General features: G+C 65.0%; 11 protein-coding genes and 1 tRNA gene. 5 read left to right on the top strand and 7 right to left on the bottom strand.

The window, feature by feature from the left end; genetic code table 11:
* Position 1 precedes the first annotated feature (1 nt).
* Complete coding sequence (locus BGP17_RS03430) at positions 2-679, top strand: SDR family NAD(P)-dependent oxidoreductase (protein ID WP_353681860.1); 678 nt, start codon at positions 2-4, stop codon at positions 677-679.
* Here BGP17_RS03430 and BGP17_RS03425 read toward each other — a convergent pair whose 3' ends face one another.
* The 4 genes from BGP17_RS03425 to BGP17_RS03410 form a co-directional block, all read right to left on the bottom strand.
* A complete protein-coding gene (locus BGP17_RS03425; protein WP_286711001.1) occupies positions 680-2218 on the bottom strand; it encodes an AMP-binding protein in 1539 nt (512 codons plus the stop codon).
* Positions 2215-3690, bottom strand: a complete 1476-nt coding sequence (locus BGP17_RS03420) for a class I adenylate-forming enzyme family protein (protein WP_286711000.1) — start codon at positions 3688-3690, stop codon at positions 2215-2217. Before BGP17_RS03420 ends, BGP17_RS03425 begins: the two co-directional genes overlap by 4 nt.
* A 353-nt stretch (positions 3691-4043) precedes the next feature.
* Positions 4044-5183 carry a tyrosine-type recombinase/integrase gene (locus BGP17_RS03415; RefSeq protein ID WP_286710999.1) on the bottom strand — a complete coding sequence of 380 codons (1140 nt, stop codon included), beginning with the start codon at positions 5181-5183 and terminating at the stop codon, positions 4044-4046.
* Between the two features lie 143 nt (positions 5184-5326).
* Positions 5327-5413 (bottom strand) — tRNA-Tyr (locus BGP17_RS03410).
* A gap of 125 nt (positions 5414-5538) precedes the next feature.
* On the opposite strand from BGP17_RS03410, the gene BGP17_RS03405 reads away from it, so the two are divergent.
* Both BGP17_RS03405 and rlmB read left to right on the top strand, forming a co-directional pair.
* A complete protein-coding gene (locus BGP17_RS03405; RefSeq protein ID WP_286710998.1) occupies positions 5539-7164 on the top strand; it encodes a M20/M25/M40 family metallo-hydrolase in 1626 nt (541 codons plus the stop codon).
* The gene (rlmB, locus tag BGP17_RS03400; RefSeq protein ID WP_167297775.1) at positions 7164-7910 is read left to right on the top strand and encodes a 23S rRNA (guanosine(2251)-2'-O)-methyltransferase RlmB; all 747 of its coding nucleotides are present in this window, start codon (positions 7164-7166) and stop codon (positions 7908-7910) included. The genes BGP17_RS03405 and rlmB overlap by 1 nt, the downstream gene beginning before the upstream one ends.
* 36 nt (positions 7911-7946) lie before the next feature.
* Here the strand turns inward: rlmB and BGP17_RS03395 are convergent, their stop codons facing one another.
* On the bottom strand, positions 7947-8264 hold the full coding sequence (locus BGP17_RS03395) for a 2Fe-2S iron-sulfur cluster-binding protein (protein ID WP_086130962.1): 318 nt from the start codon (positions 8262-8264) through the stop codon (positions 7947-7949).
* Positions 8265-8327: 63 nt separating this feature from the next.
* On the opposite strand from BGP17_RS03395, the gene BGP17_RS03390 reads away from it, so the two are divergent.
* Together BGP17_RS03390 and BGP17_RS03385 are read left to right on the top strand one after the other, a co-directional pair.
* Positions 8328-8951 (top strand): DNA-3-methyladenine glycosylase family protein, encoded by a 624-nt coding sequence (locus BGP17_RS03390; RefSeq protein ID WP_167297774.1) that lies wholly within the window; start codon positions 8328-8330, stop codon positions 8949-8951.
* Between the two features lie 27 nt (positions 8952-8978).
* Complete coding sequence (locus tag BGP17_RS03385; RefSeq protein WP_286710997.1) at positions 8979-9347, top strand: pentapeptide repeat-containing protein; 369 nt, start codon at positions 8979-8981, stop codon at positions 9345-9347.
* A gap of 17 nt (positions 9348-9364) precedes the next feature.
* On the opposite strand, the gene BGP17_RS03380 is transcribed toward BGP17_RS03385, so the two are convergent.
* The gene (locus tag BGP17_RS03380) at positions 9365-10252 is read right to left on the bottom strand and encodes an ROK family protein (RefSeq protein ID WP_286710996.1); all 888 of its coding nucleotides are present in this window, start codon (positions 10250-10252) and stop codon (positions 9365-9367) included.
* Between the two features lie 129 nt (positions 10253-10381).
* Positions 10382-13525 (bottom strand): TonB-dependent receptor, encoded by a 3144-nt coding sequence (locus BGP17_RS03375; RefSeq protein ID WP_286710995.1) that lies wholly within the window; start codon positions 13523-13525, stop codon positions 10382-10384.
* Positions 13526-13809: the final 284 nt, after the last annotated feature.

Here is a 13809-nt window from a genome sequence, read left to right as displayed (position 1 = left end):
TCTGCGCGCCGACGGCCTGACGGTCACCTTCATTGTCAGCGACGTCAGCATCGAGGACGATGTCCGTGCCGCGATCGAGACAACGGTCGCGACCTATGGCCGCCTCGATATCCTGGTCAACAATGCCGCCGCCACCGACATCGCCGGCGCCGGCAAGCGCGATACCCACGTCGCAGAACTCGAGACCGAAGTCTGGGACCAGACCTTCCGCGTCGCCGCTTATGGCACCTTCTGGATGAGCAAATATGCGATCCCGCACATGCGCGCCGCCGGCGGCGGATCGATCGTCAACATCACTGCGGCCTCCAGCACGCGCGCGATTACCGGGCGGCCATCGTATCAGGCCTCCAAGGGTGCCGTGAATGCGCTGACCCGCCAGCTCGCGATCGACTATGCTCCCGAAAGCATACGCTGCAACGCTGTGGTGGTAGGCTTTATCAACACCGGCGAAGCCGGGATGCGCAAGCTTCTCGCCAACGAAGGCTTCATCAAGGAAGTCCGCCGCACCATCCCGACGCCCCGCCTTGGCGATCCGCGCGATATCGCCAATGCGGTCCTGTTCTTTGCGTCCGATGAGTCCAGCTATGTCACGGGTACGATGCTTCCGGTCGATGGCGGCCTGACTGCGCGGCTGGGGGTTCCCGACACCTCGAACGTTGCAGTCCTTCAGCCTGGCTGATCAGATCCGTACCTTGGCGTTCGTCCAATATCGCGCCCGCAGATCGCGCTTGAGCAGCTTGCCGTTGGGCATGCGAGGCAGTTGCTCGACGAAATCGACGCTGCGCGGGCATTTGTAGCGTGCCAGCTGGCTCTGGCAGTGCGCGATCAATTCCGCTGCCAGCGTATCCGATGCGGTCTCGCCCGCGCCAAGCTGGACCACCGCTTTCACTTCCTCGCCATATTCCGGATGCGGCACGCCGATCACCGCCACATCCTCCACCGCCGGATGCACCGCGAGCACATTTTCGGCCTCCTGCGGATAGATGTTCACACCGCCCGCGATGATCATGTGGGTCTTGCGGTCGGTTAGGTAGAGATAACCGTCGGCGTCGAGATACCCGATGTCGCCGATCGTGGTCCAACCCTGGCTGTCGCGCGCCTCCGCCGTCTTGGCCGGGTCGTTGTGATATTCGAACTGGGTCCAGGCGCTCGCGAAGTAGATCACGCCGACCTCGCCCGTCGGCATTAGTTGGCCATCCTCCCCGACGATCCGCACGTCGGGCGAACGGCCGACCGAACCCGGATGCGCCAGCCATTCCTGCGGGGTGATCGCGGTCAGCCCATTGCCCTCGGTCGCGGCATAGAATTCGTAGAGCACCGGCCCCCACCATTCGATCATCGCGCGCTTGGTGTCCTGCGGACACGGCGCGGCGGTGTGGATCGCATGAGTCAGGCTGCTGGTGTCGAAACGCTCGCGATCGGGCAGCTTGAGCATCCGGATCATCATCGTCGGCACCAGCCACGCCTTGTTGACGCGGTGTCGTCCAATCGCCTCCAGCGCCTCCGGCGCTTCAAAGTCACGCATCAGCACCAGCGTCCCGCCCGAGCGGTGCGTCACCATCGCGAAGTTGAGCGGCCCGGCATGGTAGAGCGGTGATGGGCAAAGGAAGACGGCATCCTCGTCCCATGCGTAAAGCCTGCGCAGCATTGCATCGCCGGCACCCAACGCCCCAAACGGAGCCCCGGTCACCGCGCGCTTGATCCCTTTGGGCCGCCCGGATGTGCCTGACGAATAGATCATCGACGAGCCCTCAAGGGCATCATAGGCGATGGGCTTGTGTGGCAGCCCTTGCTCAGGCGCAAAGCCCGAGGGCTCCTCGCGATCGCAAACCCAGAGCGACATGTCCGGGCATGCCGCCACCACTGGCTTGAGTACATCGCGCCGTGCATCGCTCGAAAGGACCGCCCGCGCCCCGCAATCCGAGACGATATATGCCACTTCGTCGGCCGTCAGATGCCAATTCACCGGGGTGTAGTAGAGGCCCGACCGGCTGGCAGCCCACACCGCGATCATGAACTCGAGCCGATTCTCCATCAGGATCGCGACATGCTGCCCCGCCTCGATCCCCGCCGCCGCCAGTTGTCCGGCCAGCGCATGCGATCGCGCGTCGAGCTCACGATAGGACAGGGTCGAACCATCATCGGTCATTACCACTGCCGCACGCTCGGGCCATCGCCCCGCGTGACTGACCAGGTGCGGAAGTGCGTCCTCGGTCATTGCTGTTCCTCGAACAGGCGTTTCACCGCCCCAAGATCCGGCTTCAACGAAGTCGTGCGCGGCAATCGATCCACGATCATGATCTTTGCGGGCACGTGATGTACGACCAGTACGCGCCTCGCGTGTTCCCGCAATTCGTCGCCAGTTACCACGGGCGCTGCATCGCGCAGTTCCACCGCGGCGACTGGAATTTCACCGAGCCGCTGATCAGCGATGCCTACGACTGCGGCATCAAGCACCGACGGATGCGCTTGCAGCCCCTCGACGATCTTCTCGGGCAGCACCTTGAAACCGCCTCGCACGATCGCGCCGTCGCCGCGGCCGAGATGGAAGACGAACCCATCGGCATCGATCACCGCCAGATCGGTGGTCCGGATCCAATCTTCGTTCACTGCAGGCACGATCGCTTCGAGGTAGCCCATTTCGCCGGGCGGCAGCGGTTCGTGCGTATCGGCATCGGTGACACGCAGACTGATCCCCGGCAACGCCTTGCCCATCGCGCCGCGCTTGCTGTCATGATGGGTCTCATATAGCGCGGGCGTCCAGCTGATGATCGTCCCGCAAAACTCGGTGGCCCCATAGGCCCAGATCACCTTGAGGTCGTAGGCGCTCTCGAATTCCTCCTGCAGTTCAGGCGAAAAGGGCGCGCCGCCGCCAAAGAAATATAGGACGCTCGCCATATCATCCATGGTGACGCCGGCATCCAGCGCCATCCGCGCGACCGCTGGCGGCCCGCTCAGGAACTTGGGGCGATGCCGACGCACTGCCTCGATCCACTCCGGCACGTTGAACTTGTCGAGCAAAGTCGTGTGGCGCTCTAGGATCACCCCAGCGACCAGGTTGCACATCCCGCCGATCCCGCCATAGGGCCAGGTCAGGATGTCGGGCTCGGGATCGATCCCGGTCCTCGCCGCGCTTACGCTTTCGACCGCGCGGACCAGCATGCGGAATGGAAAGAGGATGCGCTTGGGCTTGCCGGTCGTACCGCTCGACAGGATTTCGATCCCGCGCTCACCCTCAAGTGTCGGGAAGGGCCCCTCGCCTGCTTTGGCGAGACCCTCGCGATAGCCGATCAGCTTTGCTTCGTGGTTGAGCACAAGGCCGGCCGCGCCCGTCGCAATGGCCGCCGCCTGCACTTCAGCTGTCCAGTCCTGCATATCGGCGATCACCGCGCCAAAGCGCGTATCGAGGATTTCCGCCGCCATCGCTTCGGGCGATTGGATCGCATAGACCGTCGTCAGCAGCCGCCCGTGCGCGATCAGACCCAGCATCGCCGCCGCATGCAGCGCGCGATTACGCACGATCACCCCGATCCGCGCATCGGCAGGCACCCCCGCGGCGTCGAGCAGCGCTACGGCCCGATCCGCGAACGCGCTGATCTCGCCGCGCGAATATTCGCGGCCCTTATATTCGAAGAGATGGGCTTCGGGCGTCGCTCGAAGTGACGCTCTCAACTGATCGTTGAAATCCACCCAAATCCTTTCACTCGGTTTGACGATACCGTAGCGAATGTCCGCGCTGCATCGAAGCGATCAGCGCGTGCGAAAGATTTGAACACATGGCTGATCGGACAGCGGCACTGCCGACTCCTGCGCTGCTTCAAACCAAGGCTCGAAATGGCCAATTTCGAACCGGTCAGCCATTCCGTATCGAAGGTTTGAGCGAAAATTTTGTCAGGTCCGGATCAGCCGAAGCTGTCCTAAGACCACCAGCCGCACGAGTATGACCGAAAGTATGACCGAGTTCAGTATTGGCTAAAAAGAACCAATAAAAACAATGGCGTCTGGTGGAGCTGAGGGACGAGTCCCTACCGCACTCCAATGCTTCAAGCGCAAAACTCGGCCCACTCGTTCATCAGGGCCCGGCGCTTCTGGAGCAGATTGCCTCGACGGTACGCTGCCTCGGTCTTGTCTTTGACGGCATGTGCCAGTGCGGCTTCGGCGAGTTCGCCAGGGAAATCAGTCGTCTCGCTGACCCAGTCTCGAAAAGAAGATCGGAACCCGTGAACGGTCGCATTGACCTTCATGTCCCGAAGGACCTTTATCAAAGTCATGTCAGATAGGGCTCGGTCTGACTTGCTTCCAGGAAACACCAACTCCGTCCCTGTTGCACGGACCGAGGAACATCGTTCGAGAATGTCGAGCGCGGGCCGCGTCAGCGGTATCGCATGCTCACGGCCAGACTTCATTCTTGAGCCCGGGATAGTCCAAAGCCCGTTGGGAATATCAAACTCCGCCCATGTCGCATTCCGGACCTCGCCTGATCGAGTGGCGGTCAGGATCGTCAACTCCAAAGCGAGACGACCCAAAGTTTCCTTAGCCCGGAGCTTCGCCAGGAAGGTTGGGACGTCCGGATATGGAAGTGCCGCATGGTGCTCGTTGTTCCTTGGCTGGCGTGGTAGTCCCTTCGTGATTGAGCGCATCGGCGCCTCGGTCTCGCGATATCCGTTGGCGAATGCCCAATCGAGAACAGCGCCGACGCGCTGCCGAACCCGTCTCGCGGTTTCAGGCTTGGTAAGCCAGATCTCAGCGAGAACGTTGCGGATCATCGGTCCGGTGATCTCAGACACGCGGACGCCTCCCAGCGTCGGGTATACGAACTGCTCGAGCGTCCGCTTCCACTGCCACTCATGTTTTTCGTTGCGCCAGGTCTTTCGGTTGGCCGCGAACACCTTGGCTGCGGCCTCTTTGAACGTTGGGATGCCGCCGGCCTTCCGCTTCTCAAAGACTGGGTCGAGCCCAGACTCCATCCATCCGCGAACTTCTTCCGCGCGCTTCCGCGCAGTGGCCAGCGTCACTTTGCTGGCGCTCCCGAGGCCGATGTCGCGACGGCGCCCATTCTTCTGGACCCTGCATACCCAGCTCTTGCTGCCCGTAGTCCCGATGACCAGGAACAGGCCGTCGCCGTCCCCGAGACGACCGGGGCGTGTCGCCGCTCTAACTCCCGTCGCAGATAGCTTTCCCATCGCCAAAATATTCCCACATTCTTTCCCACAGGCAAATTCGGACAGGGCCGAAAGCCAGCGGACGGATGCGGATGCGAATCGCCGTAAGCGCTTCGAAAACCTCAGTTTTCAAAGACACCTACGGATGCGGTAATATGGGGGGATGGTGGACAGGGCTGGATTCGAACCAGCGTACGGGAAACCCGGGCAGATTTACAGTCTGCTGCCTTTAACCACTCGGCCACCTGTCCATGGCGCCGTTCGGCGAGAGGGGGCCCATTGCCGAAGCCCCGCGTCCCTGTCAACGCCTTGCGCACAACCTTTGCGCGGCATAGCGTCCGCCGTTTCCATGCAGAGACTTGATTGGGGGGCACCCATGCGCCGACTTTCCTTCGCCATCGCCACGCTGCTCGCGGCCACCGCCACGGTGCCGCTCGCCATCGCCAAGGGCCCGGACGGCCCCAGCGCGCCGGTCGACCAGATCGTGGACCAGGGCACCCGCCATGGCGAAGTGATGCGCATCGCCCAGTATCTCACCGACGTGATCGGCGCGCGCCTCACCAATTCGCCCGGCATGCGCCAGGCCGAGGACTGGACCCAGGCCAAGTTCCGCGAATGGGGCCTGACCAACGTCCACAAGGAAGGCTTCGAGTTCGGCCGCGGCTGGTCCGCCAGGAACGCCAGCGTGAAGATGGTCGCGCCGCGCCCGCTTACCCTGATCGCCGCGCCGCTCGCCTGGACGCCGGGCACCAACGGCCCGATCACCGGCCAGGTGGTGCTCGCCCCGATGGCCGACGAAGCCGCGCTCGACCAGTACAAGGGCAAGCTCAAGGGCAAGATCGTGCTGATCACGGAGCCGGCGGACATTGCCGATGCGACCAGCCCCGCGTTCCGCCGCTATGGCGACGCCGATCTCGACAAGGCCGACACGTTCGAGCTGCCGGGCGGTCCTTCCGCCGCCACACGCCCGCAGCGCGGCCCCGCGCGCCAGATCTTCCTCGCCAAGCGCGACGCCTTCCTGAAGGCCGAAGGCGCGATTGCGTACGCGACGATGTCGTCGCGCAACGGCAAGCTGATCCATGGCCAGAACAGCCAGTTCAGGGTCGGCGCCACGCCGCCGCTTCCGGGCTTCGAAATCGCCGCCGAGGATTATCGCCGCCTCGCCCGCCTGGCCAAGATGGGCGCGACCCCCAGCCTCGAGCTGAGCAGCGACGTCACCTATGACGACAGCGACACCAAGGCCTACAACGTCATCGCCGACATTCCCGGCACCGATGCCAAGGCAGGCTATGTGATGGCCGGCGCGCATATGGACAGCTGGGCGATGGGCGACGGCGCGGCGGACAATGCCGCAGGCGTATCGATGGTGATGGAAGCCGCACGCATCATCAAAGCCTTGAATATCAAGACGAAGCGCGCGATCCGCTTCGTGCTGTGGTCGGGCGAGGAGCAGGGCCTGCTCGGCTCGATGGCCTATATCGAGAACCACATCGCCACCCGCACGATCGACCCGACGCTGACCGGCCCCGCGCGCTATGCGGCCTGGGGCAAGTCCTTCCCGATCAAGCCGGGCCCCGACCATGCCAGGCTCGCCGCCTATTTCAACCTCGACAACGGCTCGGGCAGGATCCGCGGCATCTATACCCAGGGCAACACCGCCGTGGTGCCGATCTTCCGCGACTGGCTCGCGCCGTTCAGCTCGTTCGGGGCCACCAAGGTGGCGACCGCCCTCACCGACAGCACGGATCACGTGTTCTTCGACGTGGTGGGCATCCCGGCCTTCCAGTTCATCCAGGATCCGCTCGACTATGCCTCGACGGTGCACCACACCGATGTCGACACGTTCGATCACCTGAAACCCGAGGACATGCGCCAGGGCGCGATCATCCTCGCCGCCTTCCTGATCAACGCGGCCAACACATCCGACCCGCTGCCGCGCGTGCCGCTGGCGACCCAGCCCAAGACCTTGAGCGAATTCTACCCGGCACCGGGAGCGAAGTGATGGCCAAGCGCGGACACAGGCCGAGCCAGGCATCGTCGAACCGCCCCCGTTTCTACGGGCGGCACGCGGTGCTGGCGGCGCTCGACAATCCCGAGCGCAACGTGCGCAAGATCTGGGGCACGCACGAGGCGCTGGCCGGGCTCGACATTCCCTCGACGATTCCGATCACCTTCGCCAATGCCGCCGATCTCGGCCGGCTGGTGCCCGGCGACGCGCCGCATCAGGGGCTGGTCGCCGAAGTCGATCCGCTAGAGGAGATGTGGCTGGGCGACCTGCTCGCCCAGGGCGCGGACGACAACCGCCCGCTGCTCGTCCTCGACCAGGTGACCGACCCGCACAATGTCGGCGCGATTCTGCGCTCTGCAGCGGCATTCGATGCGCTCGGCATCGTCACCCAGGACCGGCATGCGCCGTCCGAGACGGGTACGCTCGCCCGCTCGGCGGCGGGCACGCTGGAAGTGGTGCCCTGGTGCCGCGTGGTGAACCTCGCCCGCGCGCTCGAGGAGATCGCCGAGGCGGGCTATTGGCGGATCGGGCTGACCGGACACGCCAACGGCACGCTCGCGCAGGTGATGGGCGGCCAGCAGAAGATCGCGCTGGTGCTCGGCGCCGAGGGCGAAGGCATGCGCCAGAACACGGAGGCGCATTGCGACGAGCTCGCGAAGCTGCCGATCTCGGACAAGGTCGAGAGCCTGAACGTGTCGAACGCGGCGGCGATCGCGCTCTATGCGGTGACGGTGCGGTAGATATCTCCTTCTCCCCATCGGGGAGAAGGAAAAGCCTCAATCCTCCTCGGCGATCCGCACGCGCAGCCCGTCGAGCTCGGGTCCGAACGGGATCTGGCACGACAGCCGCGAAGTCGCGTCGCGGTCGCCGGCGCTGTCGAGCAGATCGTCCTCGTCCATGCTCATCTTCGGCAGTTTGGCCGCAAATTCCGGATCGACATGGACGTGGCAGGTCGCGCAGGAGCAGCAACCGCCGCACAAAGCGAGCAGCTCGTCGAAGCCGTTCTCGCGGATCACTTCCATCACGCTCAGGCCCGCTTCACCCATGACCTCGCGCTCTTCACCACTCCTGGTCACGACGATAAGCTTGGGCATGAGATTCTCCTGTTCCGGCCCCGTCCATGCCGCCGAAAACGGCGCTTCGCAAGGCGGGCGCGCATGGGCCTGACCGCCGATCAGCTCAAGGCGTCGCTCGATGCGCTGGCGGAGCGCGAGCCGCTGATCGCTGCCGCGATCGGGCGCGTGGGCTATCCCCCGCCCCGCATCCGCGACCGCGGCTACGAAACGCTGCTGCGCACGATCATCGGCCAGCAGGTGAGCGTCGCCGCGGCGCAATCGATCTGGAACAAGATGGCCGCGCAGCTGGGGGTGCTGGCCGATCCCGGCAATATCGCCCGTGCCAGCGACGAGGATCTGCGCGCCGCCGGCCTGTCGCGGCAGAAAACGGCCTATGCGCGCAGCCTGGCCGAGGAAGTGACCAGCGGCCGGCTCGATTTCGCCCGCCTGCCGGAGGAGGACGAGGAAGCGATCGCCCAGCTGATCCGGATCAAGGGCATCGGCCGCTGGTCCGCCGAGATCTACCTGCTCTTCGCCGAGGGACGCCCCGATATCTGGCCCGCCGGCGACCTGGCCGTGCAGATCGAGGTCGGCCGGATCATGGGCCATGCCGAGCGGCCGAGCGAGAAGCTGACGCGGGAAATCGCCGAAGCCTGGCGCCCCCATCGCGGGGCCGCGGCGGTGCTGGCCTGGCACCATTATAATTCCGCGATGGAAGTGATCTGAGCGCGAGCATGGGCTAGTTCCCCGCACATGCATGTAGTGGACAGCATCCCTTCGGCCGAACTGCTCGCACGCTATGCGCGCGGCGTTCGCGAGTTCAGGAATCTGGAGGTTTCCGATGCGAACTGCACCCCGTTGGTCGGCGCGGATCTACGCGGCATCGTGATCGAGGATTGCTTCGTCGCCTGCGACTTCACGGGTGCCGATCTGCGCGGCGCTCGGATCCATGCCAACGTCAAGACCTGCATCTTCGCCAATGCGGATTTGCGCGATGCCGATTTCGGCGGCTCGGCGCTGTGCAGCACGACCTTCATCGGCGCGCAGATGGAGGGCGCAAACTTCGAAGACGCCTATTATCACGGTATCGATTTCGCCGCCGGATATCTGCCCGAATGGTGATCGCCGGCGGGTGGGACTCAGGCCCCCGCCCCCAGGCCCACCGCGATCGCGCCTAGCGGCCCCGCCATCGTTCCCAGCCCCGGCGTCCCCAGCCGGGCCTCGATATCCTCCGCCCACTCGGCAAGCGCGCCATAGCCGCCCAGGCTCTCGACCAGCCGCGCGCGCAGTTTCGGGAACAGATAGGGCCGCGCGGCCGTCACCCCGCCGCCGATCGCGATCCGCTCGGGCGCGGCGGTGACGACGAGATTGTGGAGCATGCCGGCCAGATCGTGCACGAACAGGTCCCATCCGGGCGCATCGTCGGGCAGCTGATCGCCCGGCATGCCGAAGCGCTCGGCAAGCGCCGGGCCGGCGATCAGCCCTTCCAGGCAATCGCCATGGAAGCGGCACCAGCCCGGATAGGTATCGCCCGGCGCGCGCGGCAGGCGCATATGGCCCGCCTCGCCATGCGCCCAGCCCATCACCGGCCTGCCGCCGCTCACCAGACCCACGCCAACGCCGGTGCCGATGGTGATATAGGCGTGCGCGGCCATGCCCTGGGCGGCGCCCCAGCGGCCCTCGGCGAGCGCGGCGCCTTCCACATCGGTCTGGAAGCCGATCGGCTTGCCGTAGCGCGCGTTCAGGCGACCGATCAGGTCGGTGCCGCTCCATCCGGGCTTGGTCGTCGCGGTGATCGTGCCGTAATCGGCACGCGCCGGATCGAGCCCCAGGGGCCCGAAGCTCGCCACGCCCATCGCGTCGAAAGTCCAGCGATCGAGCACCGCTTCGATCGCCGCCAGAGTCGCCCGCGGATCGGTGGTGGGCACGGTCGCCCGGTCGCGCACATCGTCCGGCCCGGTTGCCAGCAGCGCCACGCATTTTGTGCCGCCAAGCTCGATGCCCGCGATCAGTTTCGCCTCAGTCATGGGGCCCGTTAACCCGGTTCGGCGTGACAAAAAAGAGGCCGCCCGCAGGCAGCCACAGCCCCCGGAGACAGGGTTGGCAGCGGCGGCCGGGAAAGCCCGGCCGCCACTCCCCCTTTTGCCGAGAGGCCCCTAGAACCGGCCCCGCAGCCCGACCATGACCTGGCGGCCCGGATCGTAGAGCGTGAAGGCGGCATTGTTGAACTGGAAGTAGCTGCGCTGCTTCGACCTGGTGAGGTTGATCACGTCGAGCGTGAGCTCCGGCCCCCATTTCAGGTCGAGCACCTTGGCGAAGTCGACGCTCGCCGACATGTCGAACTGCTGATAGTCGTTCGAATAGAGCCGGGCGAGCGCAATGCCGTTCTGGTTCGCATCGGACGAGACCGAGCCGCGCTGGAAGGTGGTCGAAAGGCGGATGTTGATGCCGCCCTGCTCGTAATAGCCGGTGATGTTGTAGGTCACCGGCGACACGCCCACCGCAACTGCCGGGGCGGCGCCCGAGCCGGTCTGGTCGATCAGCGTCAGGTTCGCGTTGAACCCGAAGCCGTTCAGCCCGATCCTGCCGAGCAGGAAGTCAAGCGGCTGCACCCAGTTCACTTCAAGGCCGTTGACCTTGAGCGTGCCGGTCGCGTTGACCTGCTGGTTCAGCACCACGGTGGCGCTGTTCGGGCCGCCGCGCGAATTGATCGCGATCTGCTGGGTGGGCGTCAGCGTGTCATAGGTCACGCCATAGGTGGCCAGCGCCGTGAAGGGCACCGTCACCGTGCCGGTGGTGGTGAAGCCGGTCACTGCCTTGCGGAAGGCCGTGAAGCCGACATAGCCTTCCTTGCCGGTATAATATTCGAAGCCCAGGTCGATATTGGTCGAGAGATAGGGCTGGAGCGACGGATTGCCGACCGAGCCGACATCGGCGGAGGGCGTCGAGAAGTTGAGGCCCGGCAGCATCGTGTTCGGATTGGGCCGGGTCATCGTCCGCGACACTGCGGCGCGCACTACGGCAGCGTCGCCGATATGGAAGGCACCGCTCACCGAAGGGAGCCAGTTCGTGTAGCTCGTATCGGTGTAGACGAAATTGGTGATGTTCGGATAGCAGCTGCCGTCGCGCGGATTGCCGGTGCCCGGGCACGCCGCGGGCAGCGGGCCGGGGCCGTCCGGGTCCTGCGAGTTGCGCGGATCCGAAATCGAGACGCGGCCGCCGATCGTCTGATCGGTGTGCACATAGCGGACGCCGGCATTGTAGTTGAGGTGGTTGTCGCCCAGCTGCAGATCGCCATTCACTTCGGCATAGGCGCCGACCACCTTCTCGCGGACATAGCCGCCGCTGGCGCCCGTGTTCGACGAGCCGGCCTCGGGCGCCGCATTGTGGAAGGCGTCATAGTTGGACGCGGCCTTGAACCTGTTCCAGTCCACGGTGACGAAGCCCGCCGATGTCGGGCGCAGCAGCCCGGCAAGCTGCGCGTTCGAGATCAGCGAGCCGCCATAGGTCACCCCGCCGCTCGCGCCGGAGGAATAGCCGGTGCCATAGGCCGGATAGGTGGGATAGCCCGCCGGCGCCGCGCCAGGCTGGACCAGGCCGTTGCACGGTGGCTGGGTGTTGGGCGAGGGCAGGAACACGCTCGGGCGATTGCCGCACACCGCATTCTGCCAGGCCTGGCTGTTGTCGAAGGCGCTGATGCGCCGCGACGTGTCGTCATAGGCTGCGCCGACCTTGAGGTTGAACGCGTTGTCGCCCCAGGTCAGGTTGCCGCGAACGCCCTTGGTCTCGGTCTGGCGCCTTTCGTCCTGGATATTCACGCGCCCGCCCGGCCAGGCGAAATTGGCGGGATTGTTCAGGTCGATGTTCGTCGTGATCGACGGCACGTCGCCGCCGCTGTTGTCGTAATTCACCACCACGCCCGAATTGGGCGCGGTGAGCACCACGACGCTCGGGGATTCGCGGTGGAAGCTCGACCAGGTGTAATTGCCCTGCAGGTCGACCTTCAGCTTGTCGGCGATCTCCCATTCGAGCCCGGGATTGACGCCCCAGAACTTGGTCTTCTCGATGAAGGGGCGATATTCGAGGAACCACTGGGCATTGGCATAGGTGCCCTTGGTGACCACGCAGCCCTGGGTACAGTCCGAACGATCATATTGGGTGTTGATCGGGATCGCCGCGCCGTTGCGGCCCACCCAGTTCATGTCGACGCGCTCGAGCTGATTGTCCTTCCAGCCGAACATGCCGTCGACATAGGCGTGGAGCCGGTCGCCCTTATATTCCAGGCTGGCGATCGCGTTGATCCGGTCCTTGGTGCCTTCCTCGAACATCGGGCGGCCGAGGCGCGGGATGATCCCGTTGTCGATCTGCGAGATCGTCGCCCCCGGATTGCGCGCGAGCAGGAACGCCTGGTCGATCGTGGTGCCGGTGACCAGGCCCGCACCCGAATTGGCAGGCACCGTCCCCGGGATCGTCCAGTTGCCGCCGCCGGTGGGATTGCAGCCGCTGGTCGCGCCGCACTGGGCGGCGGAGAGATTCGGATTGGTCCAGCCGATCGTCTCGAAGCCGGTGGTGCGCACCTTGTTGTGCACGCCGGCAACGCCGAGCAGGACACCGAAATCGCCCATCGTCGTGCTGGCGAGCAGCGAGCCGCGATAGCCCCAGTCCTTGGCATTGGTGTTCTTGGTCAGCTGCGCGCCATAAGTGACGCGCGTGCCCGAGCGGTCGAACGGCCGGGCGCTGCGCATGTTGACCGTGCCGGCCGCGCCACCCTCGACCTGGTCGGCGATGCCGCTCTTGTTCACCGTCAGCGACGTGAACAGCTCGGTCGGGAACATGTCGAGATCGACTTCGCGATTGGTGTTCTGCGAATCGGTGCGGCCCGTCGAGGCGACCGCCACCGGCGCACCGTTCAGCAGCACGCGCGTGAAGTTGGTGCCCAGGCCGCGGATCGTGACGTTGAGGCCCTCGCCCGTCACTTCGCGCGCGATGGTCACGCCGGGGATGCGGTTGAAGCTCTCGGCGATGTTGGTGTCCGGGAACTTGCCGATATCTTCGGCGAAGATCGAATCGGTGAAGCCCACCGAATTCTTCTTCGCATTGGTCGAGCTCTGCAGCGACGCACGATATCCGGTGACGACGATCGACTGCTCCGCTTCCGGGACGCTCTGGTCCTGGGCGGCGGCGGGCGCGTCGCCGGGCTGGGTCTGGGCAAGCGTAGGCCAGGCCGTGCCGGCGAGCAGCGCGGCGCCGATCATTCCCAGACGGCGCGCAGTGAAACGAGGCGCAACTCGAGCGTGCATATTCCCCTCCTGTGAAGGCCTCTTCCCGGGCCATTGAGCCAATCGCGCGGATCGCGATGTTAGCGGTCACATTTGGCTATGCCGCGCCTGCGATGCTGTCAACTCATACATTTGCATCGGGTTAGTTTGACGCGGGAACAATCACTTATCGGCTCGCGACGGGAGAATTGCCGCATTGCACCATATTGTATGAGTTTAGTGACACCGTTGCCAGCGCCCGACTCAGGCCGATTTTCGTCGCACCGGGCCATTGCAGAGGCGCCGCCCGGACCACATTTGCGGAG

The sequence above is a fragment of the Sphingomonas sp. 67-41 genome (assembly GCF_001899725.1).
Taxonomy (GTDB): domain Bacteria; phylum Pseudomonadota; class Alphaproteobacteria; order Sphingomonadales; family Sphingomonadaceae; genus Sphingomonas; species Sphingomonas leidyi.
This window is presented reverse-complemented; position numbering and strand designations above follow the sequence as displayed.